This window comes from Cyclobacteriaceae bacterium (genome assembly GCA_013141055.1).
In the GTDB taxonomy this organism is placed as follows: domain Bacteria; phylum Bacteroidota; class Bacteroidia; order Cytophagales; family Cyclobacteriaceae; genus ELB16-189.
Window position 1 is genome coordinate 77,931 of sequence record JABFRS010000002.1, and the last position, 19,915, is coordinate 97,845.

14 protein-coding genes are annotated in these 19,915 nt (G+C 42.0%); 8 read left to right on the forward strand and 6 right to left on the reverse strand.

Annotated features, from left to right (window positions below; genetic code table 11):
• Nucleotides 1–73: 73 nt before the first annotated feature.
• The gene (locus HOP08_14810) at nucleotides 74–2,485 is read right to left on the reverse strand and encodes an FtsX-like permease family protein (protein NOT76196.1); all 2,412 of its coding nucleotides are present in this window, start codon (nucleotides 2,483–2,485) and stop codon (nucleotides 74–76) included.
• A gap of 138 nt (nucleotides 2,486–2,623) precedes the next feature.
• Between HOP08_14810 and HOP08_14815 the strand changes: the two genes are divergently transcribed.
• Nucleotides 2,624–3,580: an alpha/beta hydrolase gene (locus HOP08_14815; protein NOT76197.1), complete on the forward strand. Its 957-nt coding sequence runs from the start codon at nucleotides 2,624–2,626 to the stop codon at nucleotides 3,578–3,580.
• Between the two features lie 3 nt (nucleotides 3,581–3,583).
• On the opposite strand, the gene HOP08_14820 is transcribed toward HOP08_14815, so the two are convergent.
• Together HOP08_14820 and HOP08_14825 are read right to left on the reverse strand one after the other, a co-directional pair.
• Entirely contained in the window at nucleotides 3,584–4,024 is a 441-nt protein-coding gene (locus tag HOP08_14820) for a DoxX family membrane protein (GenBank protein ID NOT76198.1), read from the reverse strand.
• Complete coding sequence (locus tag HOP08_14825) at nucleotides 4,021–4,911, reverse strand: winged helix-turn-helix transcriptional regulator (protein NOT76199.1); 891 nt, start codon at nucleotides 4,909–4,911, stop codon at nucleotides 4,021–4,023. Before HOP08_14825 ends, HOP08_14820 begins: the two co-directional genes overlap by 4 nt.
• Before the next feature lie 136 nt (nucleotides 4,912–5,047).
• Here HOP08_14825 and HOP08_14830 point away from each other — a divergent pair, with 136 nt between their 5' ends.
• Both HOP08_14830 and HOP08_14835 read left to right on the forward strand, forming a co-directional pair.
• Nucleotides 5,048–6,172 carry a tetratricopeptide repeat protein gene (locus tag HOP08_14830; protein NOT76200.1) on the forward strand — a complete coding sequence of 375 codons (1,125 nt, stop codon included), beginning with the start codon at nucleotides 5,048–5,050 and terminating at the stop codon, nucleotides 6,170–6,172.
• 173 nt (nucleotides 6,173–6,345) lie between these two features.
• Entirely contained in the window at nucleotides 6,346–7,008 is a 663-nt protein-coding gene (locus HOP08_14835) for a hypothetical protein (GenBank protein NOT76201.1), read from the forward strand.
• A gap of 31 nt (nucleotides 7,009–7,039) precedes the next feature.
• Here the strand turns inward: HOP08_14835 and HOP08_14840 are convergent, their stop codons facing one another.
• On the reverse strand, nucleotides 7,040–8,014 hold the full coding sequence (locus HOP08_14840; GenBank protein ID NOT76202.1) for a sugar phosphate isomerase/epimerase: 975 nt from the start codon (nucleotides 8,012–8,014) through the stop codon (nucleotides 7,040–7,042).
• Between the two features lie 93 nt (nucleotides 8,015–8,107).
• Entirely contained in the window at nucleotides 8,108–10,513 is a 2,406-nt protein-coding gene (locus tag HOP08_14845) for an FtsX-like permease family protein (protein ID NOT76203.1), read from the reverse strand.
• A 197-nt stretch (nucleotides 10,514–10,710) separates the two neighbouring features.
• On the opposite strand from HOP08_14845, the gene HOP08_14850 reads away from it, so the two are divergent.
• Together HOP08_14850 and HOP08_14855 are read left to right on the forward strand one after the other, a co-directional pair.
• On the forward strand, nucleotides 10,711–11,883 hold the full coding sequence (locus tag HOP08_14850) for an aminotransferase class V-fold PLP-dependent enzyme (GenBank protein NOT76204.1): 1,173 nt from the start codon (nucleotides 10,711–10,713) through the stop codon (nucleotides 11,881–11,883).
• A gap of 38 nt (nucleotides 11,884–11,921) precedes the next feature.
• Nucleotides 11,922–12,887 carry a hypothetical protein gene (locus HOP08_14855; protein ID NOT76205.1) on the forward strand — a complete coding sequence of 322 codons (966 nt, stop codon included), beginning with the start codon at nucleotides 11,922–11,924 and terminating at the stop codon, nucleotides 12,885–12,887.
• A 48-nt stretch (nucleotides 12,888–12,935) separates the two neighbouring features.
• Here the strand turns inward: HOP08_14855 and HOP08_14860 are convergent, their stop codons facing one another.
• On the reverse strand, nucleotides 12,936–16,862 hold the full coding sequence (locus tag HOP08_14860; GenBank protein ID NOT76206.1) for a T9SS type A sorting domain-containing protein: 3,927 nt from the start codon (nucleotides 16,860–16,862) through the stop codon (nucleotides 12,936–12,938).
• A gap of 135 nt (nucleotides 16,863–16,997) precedes the next feature.
• Here HOP08_14860 and HOP08_14865 point away from each other — a divergent pair, with 135 nt between their 5' ends.
• The 3 genes from HOP08_14865 to HOP08_14875 all read left to right on the forward strand — a co-directional run bounded on the left by HOP08_14865 (nucleotide 16,998) and on the right by HOP08_14875 (nucleotide 19,913).
• Nucleotides 16,998–18,284, forward strand: a complete 1,287-nt coding sequence (locus HOP08_14865) for a sorbosone dehydrogenase family protein (protein NOT76207.1) — start codon at nucleotides 16,998–17,000, stop codon at nucleotides 18,282–18,284.
• Nucleotides 18,285–18,367: 83 nt separating this feature from the next.
• Entirely contained in the window at nucleotides 18,368–18,775 is a 408-nt protein-coding gene (locus tag HOP08_14870) for an SET domain-containing protein-lysine N-methyltransferase (protein NOT76208.1), read from the forward strand.
• A gap of 49 nt (nucleotides 18,776–18,824) precedes the next feature.
• The gene (locus tag HOP08_14875) at nucleotides 18,825–19,913 is read left to right on the forward strand and encodes an AI-2E family transporter (GenBank protein NOT76209.1); all 1,089 of its coding nucleotides are present in this window, start codon (nucleotides 18,825–18,827) and stop codon (nucleotides 19,911–19,913) included.
• Nucleotides 19,914–19,915: the final 2 nt, after the last annotated feature.

A 19,915-nucleotide genomic window follows, 5' to 3' on the forward strand; every position in this document is an offset into this window, starting at 1 on the left:
CGAAAGATTCTATGCATGATGAGACTCAAACGTTAGTCTTTCGAAGATCAGTATGCAGACATCATCTTATACTTTACTCGTATCTGAGAGATTCTACTGGATTTGCTGAAGCCGCCTTAAACGTATGCAGGGAGATCGTAAGCCAGGCAATTCCCATGACGATCAGTCCTGGAATTACAAAGAGCCACCAGGACAACGTAATACGGGTAGCGAATTCGTTGAGCCAGTTGCTCATCACGATCCACGCAATAGGCACTGAAATGAGAATTGCGACAGCAACCAATACGGCAAAGTCTTTAAACAGCAATTGAATGATCTGTGGGACGGTTGCCCCCAATACCTTTCTGACTCCAATCTCTTTGGTTCGTTGTACAACGGTATAAGAAGACAATCCGAATAATCCCATGCATGCAATGAAGATCGCAAGCGTTGCAAAGATGCCAAAGACCTTTCCAAACTGAATGTCCGACTGATACTGCTGATTATAATAGTCATCCATAAAGAAGAATAGGAATGGATTGCCCGGGAAAGATGCTTTGAACTTTTCTTCCGCCAGAGTCACAAAGGATTTCATTTCGTTTGACTTCACACGAATAGAATAAAATGATCTTGCATCATCGATATTCCTGAAGATCAATGGTTCAAAGTTGCGCTTCATTGACTCCTGCCGATAATCTTTGAGCACTCCCACAATCCTGAAAGTGTCTCCCCAGAAATAGATCTCCTGATCGATCGCTTCTTCCGGCGTTTTATAACCGATCTGGCGGATGGCAGATTCATTAAACAATACAGCAGATCTGTCTGTTTTCATTTCCTGAGAGAAGTTCCTGCCAGCAACGATCTTTAATTCAAAGGTGGGCACGAATGACTCATCAACACCGAGAACCCTGTACTGATTACCCATGTCATCGGGCTCTCCTACTTTGCGAATGCCACCTGCATTCCAATCCGGCTGACGACCGGGGATGCTCGTCGATGCAGTAACTCCAACAACTTCGGGATATGAGATCATATCTGATTGAAATGCCTTGAATCGGTTTACATAGGTCGAGTCGTGAATACCAGGTCCTCTTACAACGATCGTCTGATCAATGTTCACACCCTGATCTGCTGTTCTCATGAAGTCCAATTGACGATATACTGTAAAGGTGCCGACGATCAATGTGATGGAAGCTGCGAACTGGAAGATCACCAATCCTTTCCTTAAATAACTTCCCTGGGCAGAGGTCTGCATCTTTCCTTTCAATACCGTAACGGGCTTAAAGCCTGAGAGCACAAATGCCGGGTAGATGCCTGAGAATATAACTCCGAGAATGAAGACTGCTATAGTTCCACCGATAAACACACTATCTGTGAAGAAGGAAGCATTGATATTGGTTCCTGAGAGATTTGAAAAAGATGGTAAAAGGATCAATACGCCCAGCACAGCAACAAGAAAAGCAGTGAGGTTGATGATGAATGATTCCAGCATGAACTGCCAGATCAGTTGTGACTTGAAACTTCCCATCACCTTTCGCACACCCACTTCGCGTGCACGCTCCATCGATCTCGCGGTCGAAAGATTGATATAGTTGATCCACGCGATCACAAGAATGAATACAGCAATGATCCCCAGAAAGTAGACTGACTTACCATTTCCGTTGGGTCCGAAGTCCATCATCAGGTTGCTGGCATACAGGTGGATCCTGGTAATTGGTTCCAGCTTGAAAACCATTCCTGCGTTATACTTCTTTAAGTCCTCTCCTACTTTTGACTCAACAAAGGCAGGTAATTTCGATTGGAGTGTACTCACATTGGCATTCGGACGCAATTGAACATAGGTCATGAATCCGTCCCATTGATACGTATTCAGATCATCAGGACTTCGCATGTATCCAATGAAAGTTGAGAATGAGAGTAGTGCATCTACCTTCATGTGAGTATTCACTGGCAGATCTTCAAATACGCCCGTTACCGTCCAGTCTTCCCTGCCATTCTTCTTAAGATTCTTTCCGATCGGATCCTGGTCGCCAAAGTACTTCTTTGCAAATGTTTTTGAGATCACTATCGAATGCGGGGCACGAAGCACCACCGAATCGATTCCCTGGATCAACGGATATGAAAAAACTCTGAAGAAATCTTCACTGGCAAAGTAAACGTTCTCTTCCTTGAATGTGACGTCGTTATGACTGAAGGTCTCTTTGTCTTCATGCATCCGGACATAGTATTGAACTTCCTGAAAGTTTGCTTTCAGATCAGGGCCAATTGCTGCTGCCCCTGCTGCCCATTGAGTTTCAAGCTGACCTTTATTGTATCGGTCAAGATGAACCCTGAATATTCTCTCCTTGCGGACCTGGTCCTGGTCGTAGCTAAGCTCATGCATTACGTAGCGGGCAATGAGCATGGAGCCGGCCAGACCAACTGCCAGGCCCAGGACATTGATCAATGAGAAGATCTTGTTTTTGAGGATATTCCGAAGAGCGGTTTTGAAGTAATTACGGATCATGAGCGGGACGATTTTGTGAGGCAACTAATGAATACTCAGGTTGTGCTAGAAAGTTACATATTCCGTACAATCAACTTTTCTGATGCTGATCAGATTCCAGTATATTTCTCCATATTATTTCTTAAATCCATTTGCGTAATGAAAAAGTATCTCTTTTTGGCTCTGATTGCAGTTTTGCAAAGCATCTTTTATGGCTGCTCCCCGAAGGAAAAAGCAGTAGAATTTACAGACTATGAGACAGTAACGAAAGACAGAGCTTTTCGATCAGAGATCAAAATTGGAAATTTTGTAGAGCTCAGCAATGGTTATACCTATTATGAGTATGAAAAGAAGAATCCCGACACCGTTGTCGTTATGGTTCATGGATTTTCGGTGCCGTCCTACATCTGGGATTCCACCTATAATGCTGCCGTGAAGCGCGGCTATAGTGCTTTACGTTATGATACGTATGGAAGAGGTTATTCTGAGAACCCGGATGTCACGTATGATGTGACTCTTTTCACACATCAGTTAAAAGAACTTCTGGACACACTAAATATCAAAACGCGTGTGAATCTTCTGGGACTGTCTGATGGCGGAAGAACCATCACCGTCTTCGCTGAGCAATATCCGGAGAGGATCATGAATCTGGTTTATGTTGATGCGGCAGGCTTTGAAGAGATTGCGGAGAATCTCCCCACTCCTGCTCCTGCCACTGAAGAAGAAATACTTGCAATAAAAAAAGCACGCTATCCAACCATGGCCAGTGGACAGATGGGCGACTTCTATGACTCAATTCCTTTTAAAGGATGGGACATTAAGTATAAAGAGTTCATGAAGTATAAAGGTTTTATGAGTGCACTTATCTCAACGGGTAAAAACAGAACCAGCCTTGATGCAAAGCATAGGTCGGTTGCCGGATCCGGAATTCCTGTATTTGCTATCTGGGGTGAACATGATACCGTGGTAAAGTTGGATGATGTAAAGGATAATCTCCTTGACAGAATTCCCAAGGTCGGTTTATTTGTAATTCCTAAAGCTGGCCACCTTCCTCAAATGGAGCAGACTAAACTATTCAACTCCATTCTATTTGATCAGATCATTCGACGAAATTAAGAGCTAACGTTTATGATACGAATCTGCACTCCACGAATAATGGGAGACGCATGATAGAAGCAGCGCACCGGCACTAGCCGCAAAGACAGAATAGTTAAACGGTTCTTTTATATGAAAGGAAAAGGCCATGCTTAAAGCAAACAATGCCGTCAGGGCAAAGCTTCCAAGGGCAACAAGCCTTGTTTGAAATCCAATGATCAGCAATACACCAAAGATTGCTTCGGCGAACGTTGCTATCCATGCCATTACATCTGACAGTGATCTTCCAAGGAATGGAAGCAGCATAAAAGTGTAGTCCTGAAAATTTTGCCAGCTTCCCCACCCTACACTATTCTGACCTGCCGGACCGAGTACTCCAAAGCGATCCAGCACCGGATAGATAAATCCGATTCCTAATGCCAGTCTCAAATAAAGCTGGGCGTAACGTGTAGTTGAAGAATTCAAACTGTTTCAGATTTAAGTTCAAGCTTGTAACCTCGACCATGAACATTGGTGATGCAGATTTCAGGATCGTTGCTAAGTTTCTTTCTCAATTTTGAAACGAATACATCCAGACTTCTGCCAGTGATCACACCTTCGTTCTCCCAGATCTCTTTCAAAAGATAATCGCGTTCTACCAGACTATTCAGATTTGCAGAAAGGATCGTCAGTAGTCTTGCCTCTTTATATGAAAGTGAGATGGATTCATTTTGATGAGTTAGTAATTGCTTCTCCTGATCAAAGCTGTATTTGCCTATGCTGATGCCCGTGGTATTAATTGGGGTTTTCGATATGTTGTCGTTTGGTGACTGCTTCTTCATGAAAATAAATGCGAATAGACCTGCACCCGCTAATGCCAACAGGGAAGCATACAGGTAAATGGATGTCGACGATTTATCCTTTGTTAAGGATGTGAAAGCAATCTGAATATTGTAACACCCGTTGGGTTGAACACGACCGAGGCATGGAACAATATTATTTGCAGAGGGGCGGATCTCAAAGCCATAAATAACCTCATTTGATTTACAATCAAAGACATGCACCATGTAATCCAGTGGCAGATCTGCCTGGTTGAGCTTGCTCCTAACGATGGTAACAAGCGTGTCAGGCATAAAGGAAAATTGATTTTCGAATCTCAGAAGAAAGACATTCTCGCCTAACTTCTGAACGGGCAGGATCCTGGAAGTTGTGTCCCCACCATGAAGCAGAAGCTCATGGCCGATCTTTCGGATAATCAGTGCGGCTCTCTTCTCCAGGAATTCATCTTTGGATGAACTGTTCAGGAGCATGAACGCCGAAAAGGTCAGTATCACACCTGAGAGGAGAAATATGAGTAATAGCTTCGATTTCATAGAATTTACCTTTGATTCAGGTGTTTTTACAATTGTGTTAACATCTTTTTACAACCCCCAGCCACCAGCCTGCCCTATCGATGGATACGTTTACGCAATCAGCAAAAACAAGGCTGAATAAACTTATTTAAACGATATGAAAAAACTTTTGATTCTCCTTTTGTTCATTTCCATTCAAACTTATTGTCAGAAGGCTACCTGGATCAAGAAGCCTAAGGAACAATGGCCAAATATAGCGATGATCAATGATGTGTGGTTCAGAAATGGCGAGCGATATGTTCATTCATCCTTTGAGTATGCAGCGACGGGATTTCTCATCAATACGGGTAAGGATACTCTTGCAGTTACCGCCAAGCATGTGCTTTGGGTCGCTAAATCAAAGCGGATGAATACCGTGGACTTGAAGAATGATCTTCAGAGATGGGTCATGCATCCTAAAGGCAATCCCAAAGACTCAGTTGTTATCGATAAGTTGATCAATACCGATTCCACAGAGAAACTTACTGGCCCAAATTCATCCATTCTTCAGCGTGACTGGATAGTGTTTTCAACGAAGTATGTTTCTCCCCGTGTGCAACCGCTTACACCACGTCGCGAACCTGTCAGACCTGGTGAGCGCGTAAGATATTTCGGATGCCCTTACAATGATCCAACATGTGTTATGCTCGAGGCGACTGTTCTTCAGGTTGAATGTAACAAGATCATCTTCTCGTTTCCGAAAGGCGCCAATGTGGGTGGTGCAAGTGGCTCCCCTCTTGTTGATGAGAATGGATTGCTGATTGGAATTCTTGGCGGAGCCTCTTCCGATAAAGCCACTGGAGAGAAAGCTCTCTATGCTGTTTCAACCCGATATCTTTTTGATATTCTCGATGGAAAGAAGCCATTGAATGTTCCTTTGATCCCATTCGCAGAAGCTTTAAGAAAAGAGATTGCCAGCAAAGGTGAAACTGCCGCCATGAAGAAGTTCGGCGCTTTGAAGAATGACGAAATGAGTTGCTTCACATACGATTTCACTGTTGAAAATATCAACAGTCTTGGTGACGAGTATTTGGCAGATAATAAAACTGATCTCGCCATTGTTGTTTACAAGATCAGTGCAAAAGAGTTATCCTTTTCACCAACCTACTACCGACTTGGTAAAGCGTATGAAGCAAAAGGAAATATAGGATTGGCAATCGAATCGTATGAGAAAGCCATAAAGTTGTGGCCTGATAATAAGGAGGCTGTTGACGCTTTGAAATCATTAAGAGAGAGATGTTGAAAGAATTGAGGAAGCGCCGGATATTTAGTGATCAGGCGCTTCTTCAAAATTTGCTGGAATTAGCTTATTAAGGGTGGGGGGAATGATTTTTGTGCAAGTCTTGGAGATTATCAAATGATATTCACTTATTTGATGAAGTATCAAATTCATTAAATTTGAGTTCTTTAAGCCCTATGAGACCATTACTCCTATTCGCTTTTATTCTAGCAGCATTCTCAGGTTGTACCAGGAAGGAAGAATTTGTTGTAGGCTGCCCATTGGCTCCGCCATCTTCTAATTTTCCTGACAGAAGTACAACTTCCATGTCCATTGGTGGAGATGATTCTTATTTCAACATTCAGGTGTTGAATAATGATTACCAGTTTAAGAGCAATAAGGTAAACTTTAATATGGAATGTATTGGCGTGACCATTACGAATGGTACCTCATCCTGTGCGCTAGGTGATGCTTATGGCAATGCCATTTTCAGGTTTTATATCGTCTTGCCAAACGATGATCAATCGCTCTATGATAATATTGGAGTGAAGCAGCCGCTGAAGAGAACAGAGACATTGTTCGCAACCCGTTTCCCGGAATTGCAGGGACACTTTTCAATTCATGACTATTGTAATGACTTTAATCAGGTTGTTGAAGAAGATATTAGCCAATCCTATTACCAGTTCAACAGCATTGAGTTGGAAAATTCAGTTAACTACATGTATGAACAAACACCTGTATCGAAAAGATTCTTTTTCGTAACGGGCGAGCTCTATTGCCATGTACTATTGAACGGAAAGTCGGAACTGGTGAAGGCAGAGTATAGAATGAGATTCATCATGGACGATTATGTGTTGTAACCGACCTGAAAATACTCAACGCAACAATAAATTATTTCTCTAATTCCAATCCTGTAAGATACACGTAGCTCTTCTTCAAATCCTCGGTTGAGTTTGGAGCAATGTCACGTTCAACAACAAAGTGCTCAACTCCTGATTTTACTGCGTGAGATAAGATTGATTTGAGATCCATCACTCCGCTGCCTGCGTTTGCAAGATGCGGGAATAGCTCCATCCATTGACCCGGGTCTCCGCCATCACCTGAAAAGCGAACCTCTTTTGCCATGTCTTTTACATGCATTGATTTAAAACGACCGGCATATTTGTCAAGCAATGCAGGAATATTTACACCAGCAGCGGCTACCCAATAAATGTCCATTTGAAAGAATACCTTTTTAGGATCGGTTCTTTCCATGATCAGATCAAAAGGAATAGTTCCATCAAGAGGCTTCAATCCATTTCCATGATTGTGATAAGCAAACCTGATCCCGTATTTATTAGCTTGTGTTCCTATCTCGTTGAATTCATCTGCCTGAGCTTTGTAACCATCAAGGTTTGGCTGTGTTTGTGCAGATGGTAAAATGACATACTTCGCACCAATAAGATTAGCCGCTTCTGCCAACGGTCCCATGCTCTGCTTCAAGGTTGGCAATCCGCAATGTATCGACGGCGCTGTTAATCCATTATCGTCAAGAATTTTCCGGGCTTCCTTTGCACTCTTACCATAAAATGCGCTTCCGCTAAATCCTAAAGAAGGCGTTACAGATGCCCATCTTTCTTTTTCTTCTGCGGGACTGAAAGGATAAGGTCCATAGAATTCAATTTCTTTAAAACCTATTTGGGCAATCTTCTTTAATGTTCCTGGAAAGTCCTTTTCAAGATCTCTTGGGACAGAGAAAAGTCCAACGCCAAGCTTTTTCAAAGCGTTACTCTTTTGAAACTCAGCCTGTGCATTCCATTGTGGTAAGAGCATACCACCTGCTACAATAGCTGCTGATTTTTTGAGAAAGTCCCTTCGCTGTGACATTGGATAATAGTTAAACTTGAATATCAGTTCAATTACACGAAAAGGAAAATGGAACGCAAGGGTTTTGGAAAGAATTCAGGATGCATTCCTACTTCATTCACTTCGCAAAGCATGAACAGGATTAGATCTTGCCGCTTTGATGAAATGATAGCTTACGGTAAGCCAGGCAATGACCGTTGCCAGCAATCCGCTTAATAGAAATACTGTCGGTCCCAGCCTGATGCGATAAGCAAATGTGTCGAGCCAATTGTGCATGGCATACCAGGCAAATGCAGCTGCTATTATAAAAGAGATTCCTACCAGAATCATGAACTCCCTGGAAAGCATTGTATTAATGGATTGAACGGAGGCACCCATTACTTTTCGGATCCCTATCTCCCGTGTACGCTGCTCAGCTGTGAAAGAAGCAAGTCCCAGAAGTCCAAGACATGCTACAAAAATGGCTATACCGCTAAGAACCGTGAACAATTGCCCAAGACGTTGATCCTCTCTGAAGAGCAGATCAAAATTTTCATCAAGAAAGGAGTATTCAAAAGGTTCGTTGGCGGCATACCTCTTCCAAAGGGTTTCTATTGAAGCAACCGCCTCTTTTGGATTTCCATTATAACGAATAAGGATATTGTTAGAACGTTTTTGGAAATGAATAAGAAGTGGATTCACTTTCGTTTTGAATGATTCAAAGTTGAAGTCTTTCACTACTCCTACAACATGATAACTAATACTTTGATCAAAAGGATCTGTTAGTTTTTCTTTAAGAGGATTGCTCCAGCCCAGTTCTTTGACAGTGGCTTCGTTAATTACAATCGCTGCGGAATCTGACGGAAAGTCTTTTGAAAAATAGCGGCCTTGCACAATATCTATTTTAAGGACATTGAGATTGTTATAATCTGCTGCATAGTTTCTTATCAGAAGATCACGTTTGGTTCCAACGGGTCGGAACAGACTCACATCATTAATGCCAGGGAAGACAATATTTGTAAAACTTGCATTCTCCACTCCTGCCTGACCAGTGATGGCTACCAAAAATGCATCTGCATTGGTCTCCAGCCTGTTCGTGTTTTTTACAGCCAATACGTTCTGTTTGTCGAGACCAATATTTTTTTCCTGAAGGAAGCTAAGTTGATTATAAACTACCGTTGTGCAGATGATCAAAGCAATGGAGATGCTGAATTGAACCACTACGAGGGAACTTCTGATTCCTTTGCTTTTCATTCCCGATCGCACATTGCCTTTCAAAACATCTATTGGATTAAAAGAAGTCAGGTAAAGAGCAGGATAACTGCCAGCCAGAAGAGAAACAGTAATAAAAATTGTAAAAATGGATCCGAGAATTATTGGAGAAAAGATTGCATTAAACAAAAGAACTTTTCCGGATAGTAGATTAAACGATGGCAGTAGAAAATAAACTCCCGCAATTGCAATGATAGTTGCTCCAAAAACGTAAATGAATGATTCTGACAAGAACTGGATGACAAGTCTGGAACGTGCAGAGCCGAGAGTTTTACGCAATCCAACTTCCTTAGCCCGACTGGCAGACCGGGCCGTTGAGAGATTCATAAAATTTATGCAGGCAATTAACAGGATAAATATTCCAACTGCCGATATGATATAGACGTATTTGATGTCGCTGACGGGATTGAGGTTATCCTGGATATCGGGATAATACAAATGACTGCTGGACATCGGGTAAGAGTAATATGAATAGATGCCACCTTGTTTTTCAAACTCTTTAAAACTTATTCCGAAACCATCTTCCAGTTCGGGAGCAATGTGTTTCTCTACAAAGGCTCTAAGCTTCTGATCAATCAGTTCAATTTTTGTCTTCGGATTTTTTCTAAAGTAAGTATGAGTTGCGTCATTATCTCCCCACCCTCCCTTCATCATGTTTTTATCAGATGCAGCGGATAGCAGCATATCAAACTGTATGTGAGAATTGACGGGAGCCTCCTGAACAATACCGGTGACCTTAAATGCTTCGTTGTCTTTTCCTATAACGATGATCTTTCCAAGAGCAGATTGATCTCCGAAATACTTAACAGATGTTGTATGAGTTATTACAATGCTGCTAGGTTCTTTGAGAACAGTTTTAGGATCGCCTTCCAGCAGGTCAAAACTGAAGAATGCAAAGAAATTGGAATCAACGTAAAGGACTTTTGTTTCAGTAAAGAACTTGTCTTCATACTTGACGACGATACTTCTTTTTGGCTTGATACGAATGGCCTGTTCCACACCGGGTATCGCATTGGACATTTCGCCAGCAAGCGGTGGGCAGGATGACGCAACCTGAAACTCCTGACCTCCAATTTTGGCATGAAGGCCAACATGATAGATGTTTTGATAATCCTTATGAAATCTGTCGAAGAGGAGCTCATCAGAGATGTATAAGCCAATCAGAAAGCAGGCTGTTAGTCCAAATGCTAATCCGGCAATGTTGAGTATTGCATAAAACTTATGCTTGACAATATTGCGAAAAGCAACTTTGAAATAGTTACGGAGCATTTGGTTAATTCAGGTATCAGACCTAAGATGATCCAGGAGTCATAAAAGTCTTAAGAAAGGTGAAATATTTATAACGGCATCAATGGATATTTAAACTACTTTGTCTACATCATGAACTGATATGGCTGTTTTTTTTAATTCTGGAACTGTTTTTTAGTGAAATTAAAGTTCAATTTGCCTTCGTAAATTAGATTTAAATGCAATCCATTGATGTTATTCGGGCAAGGAAAGAAACTCCTGCCTCAGCCAGTATTATTCATTTCAATAATGCGGGTTCTTCACTTACTCCACTCCCGGTTCAGCAGGTAGTGACTTCCTATCAGCAGATCGAGTATAATCTGGGAGGATACGAAACTTTCGACAAGCATCTTTCTCAAATCAATGATGTGTATGGAAAGATCGCTGCACTTATCGGTGCTGATGCTGAAGAGATAGCAATTACCACGAGTGCCAGTCACAGTTATGGCCTTGCACTGCAAAGTCTGAAACTTAAAAGTGGCGACAAGGTTCTATGCTGTCATGCTGAATACATCAGCAATTACATGGGGCTGTTGTTGCAGCAACGTCAGGGAATTGAAGTAGTAGTAGTGCCTGATGATGAGCATGGACAAATTGATCTTGTTGCACTTGAAAAAGCAATTGATAGCAATACTAAACTTATTTCATTGACTCACATACCTACCAGCGGTGGGTTGATCAATCCTGCAGAAGAGGTTGGCAAGATTGCCCGCCGTCATGGCATTCTGTATATTCTGGATGCATGCCAGAGTGTAGGACAGATCAAGGTGGATGTGTCGAAGATAGGTTGTGATATGTTGGCGGCTACAGGAAGGAAATATCTGAGAGGCCCACGAGGTACTGGGTTCCTGTATGTAAAGAAAGATCTGTTGCCCCGAATGGAGCCTCCTATTGTGGATGGTTGGGGTGGAGAATGGACAACTATGAATGATTTTCAATACCGGCCGGGGCGGAAGAGAATGGAACTATATGAGAAGAACTTTGCTGACGTCCTTGGACTAGGCGAAGCTGCATCATATGCCAATTCCTGGGGAATGGAGAATGTTGAAGCAAGGAATATATACCTCGGAAAAACCCTGAGAGATCAACTGGCGGGTATTAAAAATGTGAAGGTCAGAGATAAAGGCTTAAGACTGGGTGGCATTGTTACATTCACTATGGATGGAAAGGATCATGGAAAAGTTCACCAGGAACTTCGGGCTCAGAACATCCATTTAAGCATCTCTTTGGGTGCTGGCGCCCGGCTGGATCTAGGTCAGAGAGGTATTGAGAGCGTATTGAGAGCGTCAGTCCACTACTATAATACGGAGGAAGAAATTAAAATTTTAACAACGGTCTTGGGAAAGCTTTAAATTCTTCGTTGATTCGAAAACCTAAACCTGGATCATCAATGAAAAAGCAAACAGGATTTGCCAGAATCCTTTTTCTTGAATGCCTGCTGTTACTTACACTCTCCTGCCAGAAAAGTGACGATAATTTAAATATTAACTATACTGGAACAGGGTCAGTAAGTAGAGGTCAGGGCACTAGCACAACACCGAATCTACTTAGCGGATGTAATGGATCGAGAGTTTCATCGGAAGGTACAATCAAAGCTCTTGATGGCACTACCTGGACTCTGCCGGGAGAGAACCAGTTTGCAGCTGGCGCAAAAGCCTCCGATCTCTATAATGATTGTAACAATGTAAGGCCTTCCAATATTTCTCAGGCCAGTCTGCCTGCTTCGGGAACAATCATTGATAGTGATGGTACGATCATTACTGCATATGTATTTGCTGACAATTATTTTGAATTATACGTCAACGGCGTTCTCATAGGAGTTGATCCGGTGCCATACACTCCTTTTAACTCCAGTGTGATGAAATTCAAGGTTAAGAAGCCTTACACAATTGCTTTCAAGCTCATCGATTGGGAAGAAAATCTTGGTGTAGGCAGCGAGGCAAATAATGGAAATCCTTTTCATGCTGGTGACGCTGGCCTGGTTGCTACATTCAGTGATGGAACAAAGACGGATGGAACCTGGAAAGCACAAACTTTCTATATCGCGCCTCTGGAGGATGTAAATGCTGTTAAGGAAGAATCGGACGGAACAAGATCTTCAGCCTCGGCGTCTACAACACCTGGATGTGATGGATCATGTTTAGCTATTCATTGGCCAATTCCACTGGATTGGAACTCCAAAGCTTATGATGATAGTGGTTGGCCAGGTGCAACCATTTACACTGCGGCTGCGGCAGGTGCTACTAATAAGCTTGCTTACAGTAATTTCACTTCTACCTGGGCTGGGGCTTCCTTTATCTGGTCATCCAACCTTGTTCTGGACAATGTAGTATTGGTAAGAAAGACAGTTCAATAGGTCCTATCTTTTATTGAGGAAAGTATAATTGAAATCAGCCGCTGTTGATTAATGCAGGATCACAATCTTTTTAGTAATCATCCCTTCGGCACTTTTGAATTTGAGGATGTAGATACCCACGGGTAAATTTTGAGTAGAAACTTCAAGGCTTTTTACCAGGGACTTCTCAAGTATTACATTTCCGGAAGGATCGTGTATCCTTATCTCCCCTGGAACAAGTGAAGTGATCGTGAGTTTGTCATTTGCCGGGTTTGGATAATATGCAATGATATCATCCTGTGTCAGATTAACCGGAACGATCTCAGAATACGTAACATCACCATTATAGTCTGTTTGCTTTAAACGATAATAACTTCTGCCATTTAATGGATTCTTGTCAGTAGCAAAATAGTTGAGCAGACTGGTGCTGTTGCCTGCACCCTCAATTCTTTCAAGACTTTCCCATTCCTTTGCATTGGATGATCGCTGAACGGTGAAGTAATCATTTTCAATCTCTGTTACCGTGCTCCATGACAATTGCACTGAGAAAGTTGGATCAACTTTAGCAGCAAAATTTACCAGTTTGATTGGCAATGTAGTGGCAGCGCTGGTAGAACCCAGTGTGAAATACATTCCATCGGTTAAGGTAACTCCTGTGAAAGTAACGACATGCGTGCCTGCATTATAAGATCGCCCTGTTGTGTAGCGCGTTGCTCCAGTAGCAAACACACCATCTGCATCGAGTAATAATTCTATATCCGTACCAGCGGCAACTGTTCTGCTGGTAAGATCAAATGAGATCGTTACCGTTCCGATGTTGCTGGTCTGCGCTGCTCTCCATACTCTCCATGAGCGATATACTATTCCCGTTGGAACATCTGAGCTGTTGGGAATGCTCATGCTTCCACCGTTATGTCCCCAAAGTAAATAATCACCATCATCCATGCTGGAAGGATTGTTAATGCGGACGATTCCACTGCCCTTGGCATCATTGTGCAAATTGTTAGCATCCTCACGGCCAATACCAGCCACTTCAACACTATGAACTCCATCATAAGGGAATAGATCGGTGGTGATAGGAAGATTGTACTTCGATGATAAATAATTGTGAACGATGTTTCGCTGAGCAGTATTTAAAAGAACGCTATAGACAATTGCTTCAGCAACATCTCCATTCATAAAGTTGTTGCTTGCAAAAGCTCCAATCTGCAAAGTATTATCGGTGTTTGTGGTGCTCGCAGTTCCTCCTGGTCCGGCGACTGCTCCATTCATATAGATCAAACCAAATCTTGATGCATTGGCAAAAGTGCCGGTCATAATATCAAATCCGTTGTTAGTAATTGGTATTGTAGAAGTAGCAAATATGCCACCGCTCTGGAACAGGCGCATAAAGGTACTGCTGCTGGTATAAAACGCATGCCCGGAAGAACCTGATATAATATTACCTGTAGCTCCTACATTCAGAACTCTCGCAACGACAATTTTAGTGTAATCTGAATTGATAGGAAATCCCGAAGGGCATGTCATGAAATTTGATCCTGGAAAGCGAAGTACAGGCTGACCATTAACCTGAGCTGTTCTGAATGTTGGCTGGTTTCCAACAGATCCCTGAGTTGCATGTGAAGCTGACCCCGATTGATCAAGCCATGAACTTACAAGTGCTCCATCGGTTCCTGTGGAAGCACCTGCATCTGCGCGTAGCCATAGATAATTAGAAATGTTATCACCTACTCCACCAGGTCCCTGATAACCAAACACATCATCGTCAATAATCGTATAAGTATAAACACTTGCGCCTAGGGTGCTGTTCACGGGAGATGACAATGTTACGATAATGGTCTCTCCTGTTTCAACAATGATATCATTGATCACAGTCGCAACAATATTGCCTGTAGTACTTCCTGCAGGCATTGTAAACACTCCATTGGCAAGAGTATAGTCAACGCCGCCACCAGTAGCCGAACCTGTTACCGTATAGTTTACTGTTGCATCTGTATTGGATGAGCTGCTCAAGGTAAGAGGAATATTCACGGTAGCGGTGGATTCAAGTCCCGCAAAGGAAGAAGATGTAAATCCTAATGTTGGAGGCGGATCATTGTCGTTAATTGTAAAAGTTAAGACATTATTTACACCCAGGTTTGAATTTGTAGGATTGGTCAAAGTAATGACGATCGTTTCATTCTGTTCATAAATAGCGTCATCCACGATAATCAGTGAAATAGTGGTTGTAGTGCTGGGGCTTGCGGGAACGGTAGCGGTTCCAGAAGTAAGTACATAGTCAACACCCCCACCGATTGCAGTACCTCCTGTTACACTATAATCAACTGTTGTCGGACTTCCACTGGTATTATTGATCTGAATGGTAAGACTCACAGGCGTTGTTCCTTCTGATCCATTCAGGGAAGCTACATTAAAGTCGATTTTCCTTGCATTATCATCATCGTGAATCGTGTATGTATTGACTGTCGTACTTCCTAAAGAGATACCCGCCAATGGGGAAGATAGTGTAACAGAAAAAGTCTCATCACTTTCAACGGTAATGTCATCAATGATTGAAGGGTTGATCGTTGTTGACATACTGCCTGCTGTGATTGTTGCAGTTCCGGCAGAGAGTGTGTAATCTGTTCCATTATTCGCAGAAATATCAGAAGCTGAATAGTTTACTGTCACGTTTGTAGCAGGGATATAATTCAAAGATACAGTCATTGACTGTGAAGCAGGTTCAAATGAAGTTGATGTAGCTGCCGCAAATTGTATTGTTGGATTGACAGCACCAATGGCAAGGTAATTACCATTCGCTATTGGAATATTATTGATTGAATAGGATGTTCCGCTTACAAACGGCATCTCATATAATGTTGCACCAGATGTAAAATCTCCGTCTGCATCCACCATGATAACATACTTGGTATATCCACCCGGCAATGCAGGTAATGTTGCATTATCAATGCCGATAGTAATGGAAGGAATAGTTCCTGTTTTTGTAACCCTCCATTCTCTGATCAATCTTTGAACGGTACCTCCTGTTGGAGCTTCTGTATTGGTCCAGGCAAAAATGTTTCCGGCATCATGACCAGTTAAAATATAATCGCCGTCAGAAAATGAAGCGGCTGATGGAACGCTGATGTCAAGAGTATTTATAGAACGTGCTGCGATGTGAGCATTGGTTGCATTAGCTCTTCCTATACCAATAACATTGTTAGGATGAGTGCTTGCATAGTTATATCTTAAATTACCAATGGTCAGTGCATATTTTGCTGCCAGGTAATTTTCTACGATCGTTCTCTGTGCAGTGTTAAGCAGAAAATTGAACGCGATAACTTCGTTCATATCACCTCTCAGAAAATTGCCGCCAGCAAAGGCTCCTATCTGAATGTTAGCATCAGTATTCGGAACACCGGCAACACCACTGCCCCCGAAAGTACCATTTAGAAATACCTGACCTGTCAGGCTGGAATTCTGAAAAGTACCTGAGAATATAGCAGACTCATTTAATGCAGGTGAAATGCCGCTTGTTGCGAAAGTTGTTCCGTGATGGAAGAGCTTTACGGCAAGACTTCCTGAACCAAAGAAAAAAGCATGGCCGGCTGTTCCGGAGAACATATTATTGTTGTCTCCAAGATTCGTGAGCTTTCCAACAACAAATTTTGTATAGTCAGAATTGAGAGGAAATACAGAAGGCGTTGTCATAAGATTAGACCCGCTGAAGCTGATAGATGGCAGTCCGTTTAGCTGAGATGTCCTGTAGATTGGTCTATTTCCCGCTGATGGCTGTGTAGCATTATTTGAATTCCCGGATTGATCATTCCAGGCTGAAACTGCAGTATTATCTACGGTCGTAGAAGTTCCTGCATCAGCTTTAAGATGAAGGAAGTTGGAAGCTGCATTTCCTACTCCACCAGGGCCGGTTTGCGCCTTTAATCCAAAACAGGTCATCAGTATCAAAACTGCTGCAGTCCCTAGTGATAAACGATTTTTAGAAGATATTAACCCCACCTTTCGATCTTTTTGATTCTCACGAACTTATTAATGACTTTTTCAGGATAAAAGTAAACGGCAAATATAACCATTGAGGCTACTTAAACAGGCACGGTTTTTTTGATGGATAATGCAGGATCTAAAACACACTCAATGAACATCTCCAGCGCTCTTAAAATCAGTTCAATTATCGTCATAATATCAATCACAATTTCAGTTCCTGTAATAGGGCAAAAAGACACTAAATCTCCTTCATTACCAGCACCTTATGCCACAAAATCTGCAGTAAAATTTAGTAAGGTTGTTGGATGGGAAAATGGTCTCACACCAAAAGCTCCTGACGGATTTAAAGTAACAGCATATGCTACCGTCCTGGAAAATCCACGGTGGATGTATGCTCTTCCCAACGGGGATCTGCTCGTGGCCGAAGTCAATACAAATCACGGTTTCTTTGAAAAGATAGGAGCTGGCATTATTGGTGCGTCCAAATCGAACAGCATGAAGAACAGCGCTAATCGAATAACTCTGTTACGGGACACTGATAAGGACGGTGTGGTTGATCTTCATACACCCTATCTGACAAATCTGAATCAGCCTTTTGGAATGCTCGTTCTTGGAAAATGGTTTTATGTTGCCAACACCGATGGCGTTTACAGATATCCTTATGTTGAAGGAGAAACAAAAATAACAGGGACTGCTGAAAAAATTGCTGAATTACCTCCTGGCAAGCGACACTGGGCAAAGACAATTATTGCTAATGCTGACGGAACTAAAATATTTATTGGAAGTGGTTCAGGAACCAACGTAGCAGAAGATGGCATTGATGCAGAATATCACAGGGCTTGTATTCTTGAGATGAATCCTGACGGCAAGGAGTTGAAAGTATTCGCAAGCGGACTTAGAAATCCTCAGGGTCTTGACTGGTCAACGGATGGAACGTTGTGGACTGCAGTTAATGAACGTGATGAATTAGGTGACGATTTAGTTCCGGATTATTTCACACACGTGGAAAGAGATGGATTCTATGGTTGGCCTTACGTTTATCTGGGCAACCATATTGACCCAAGAGTAAAAGTTCAGAATAAAGAACTTGCAGACAGAACGATTGTGCCTGATGTTTTGCTGGGATCTCATACAGCTTCTTTAGGACTAGCATTTTATAAAGGCAATAAATTCCCAGAGAAATATCATAATGGTGCCTTCATCGGACAACATGGTTCATGGAACAGGTCTACCCTTTCCGGTTATAAAGTAATTTTTATTCCTTTTAAGGATGGAAAGCCTTCGGGACCGCAGGAAGATTTCCTTTCAGGATTTGTGGAAGATCTTGCTGAAAGAAAAGTTCATGGCAGACCTGTTGGTGTCACACTCATGCCTGATGGAGCATTGATGGTTGCAGACGATGTATCCAATACGGTGTGGAGAGTTTCGGTTAAATAATCAGAAGATCTGCATTGAATTGGATACCGGGAATTTGAAAATGGATGTTGTCTGTGTAAATAGCGGGTCTAATGTAATTGGAAATGACAAAAGAGGAATTGTTGAGTGAGCTAAGTAACACATATGTCATGTTGAGGCCCTCGCCGATTGAAGGTATTGGAGTTTTTGCTTTAAAAGATATTCCCAAAGGTTGCAGGGAGGTTTTCAGCAAGCACAATACGGAAGACAAATGGATCGAAATTTCCAAGGAGGAAGTTGAACGTTTACCATCGCATGTTCAGTTGCTGATCGGAAATTATTGCCTCTATGACAAGGATCATTACTTCGTTCCTGATTACGGCTTCAAGAAAATAGACCTTTCCCTGTTTCTAAATCATTCCGATGAACCGAACGTTATTTCTGTAAATGAAGGTGAGTACTTTCAGGTAATTCGTGATATCAGCCATGGAGAAGAGCTGGTAATCAACTACGGTGAAATTGTTGAAGATTAGCTAATGGCATAGTTTTTACAAAGGGGGTCTGTACTTAATCCCCTATGTAATGACTGACTCTTCCGCTATAAAGCTGCCTGTTTATGCCAAATTGACCTTTATCATTATTGGCATCATTGGCCTCTTTTACATTCTCTATATCGGTCAGGAGATCTTACTTCCTGTAATCTTTGCCGTTGTAATCGCCATTCTCCTCAATCCTGTTGTCAATTTCCTGATTAATAAAAAAGTCAATCGCGTAGTAGCCATACTGCTTGCCTTGCTTTTGGTAATGCTCGTCTCAGGAGGATTGGGATATTTTATTGGCTCTCAGCTTGCCTTGTTTAGTGATACGTTTCCAAAGTTTAAAGAGAAGTTCACTGTGCTTGAGCATGATACAATTCAATGGGTATCTTCTACTTTTAACATCAGCAATGCAAAGATCAACGCATGGATTGCAGAAACAAAGAAGAGTATTAATGGAACTGCGATCATTGGGCAGACTTTAAGTACATTGAAGGGATTGCTGGTTCTTCTAATCCTTCCTGTTTATACTTTCCTGATACTATTTTATAAACCCCTTATCCTTGAATTTATTTCACAGCTATTTAAAAATGACGAAAAGGGCGTAGTGAAAGAAGTGCTGACAGAATCCAAGTCATTGATTCAAAATTACCTGGTAGGTCTTGCTATTGAAGCTGTGATTGTGGCGATACTGAATTCGGTTGGCCTTTTGATCATTGGAGTTGAGTATGCGGTATTATTGGGATTGATTGGAGCATTATTGAATATCATTCCGTACATCGGTGGTGTGATAGCCATTTCTCTTCCCATGCTGGTGGCACTTGCAACACAATCTCCATCTGCTGCTTTATGGGTGTTCGTGGTTTATATTGTTGTACAGTTTATTGATAACAACTTCATCGTTCCACACATTGTTGCATCAAAGGTCAAGATCAATGCCCTTATTTCAATTCTCGTGGTATTGATTGGTGGTGCATTGTGGGGTGTTCCTGGAATGTTCTTATCAATTCCCCTGACAGCTATTATAAAGGTTATCTTCGATAGAATTGAACCATTGAAACCGTTTGGACTTCTATTGGGCGATCATCAACCAGGTGTTGGTAATGCAAAGAAGAAGAGAACTACAGCAAAGTAATT

Coding starts and splice junctions, on each gene's coding strand:
- HOP08_14850 (NOT76204.1), top strand. CDS start 10,711: ATGCAATCCATTGATGTTATTCGGGCAAGGAAAGAAACTCCTGCCTCA.
- HOP08_14830 (NOT76200.1), top strand. CDS start 5,048: ATGAAAAAACTTTTGATTCTCCTTTTGTTCATTTCCATTCAAACTTAT.
- HOP08_14825 (NOT76199.1), bottom strand. CDS start 4,911: ATGAAATCGAAGCTATTACTCATATTTCTCCTCTCAGGTGTGATACTG.
- HOP08_14815 (NOT76197.1), top strand. CDS start 2,624: ATGAAAAAGTATCTCTTTTTGGCTCTGATTGCAGTTTTGCAAAGCATC.
- HOP08_14840 (NOT76202.1), bottom strand. CDS start 8,014: ATGTCACAGCGAAGGGACTTTCTCAAAAAATCAGCAGCTATTGTAGCA.
- HOP08_14865 (NOT76207.1), top strand. CDS start 16,998: ATGAACATCTCCAGCGCTCTTAAAATCAGTTCAATTATCGTCATAATA.
- HOP08_14875 (NOT76209.1), top strand. CDS start 18,825: ATGACTGACTCTTCCGCTATAAAGCTGCCTGTTTATGCCAAATTGACC.
- HOP08_14835 (NOT76201.1), top strand. CDS start 6,346: ATGAGACCATTACTCCTATTCGCTTTTATTCTAGCAGCATTCTCAGGT.
- HOP08_14845 (NOT76203.1), bottom strand. CDS start 10,513: ATGCTCCGTAACTATTTCAAAGTTGCTTTTCGCAATATTGTCAAGCAT.
- HOP08_14855 (NOT76205.1), top strand. CDS start 11,922: ATGAAAAAGCAAACAGGATTTGCCAGAATCCTTTTTCTTGAATGCCTG.
- HOP08_14810 (NOT76196.1), bottom strand. CDS start 2,485: ATGATCCGTAATTACTTCAAAACCGCTCTTCGGAATATCCTCAAAAAC.
- HOP08_14870 (NOT76208.1), top strand. CDS start 18,368: ATGACAAAAGAGGAATTGTTGAGTGAGCTAAGTAACACATATGTCATG.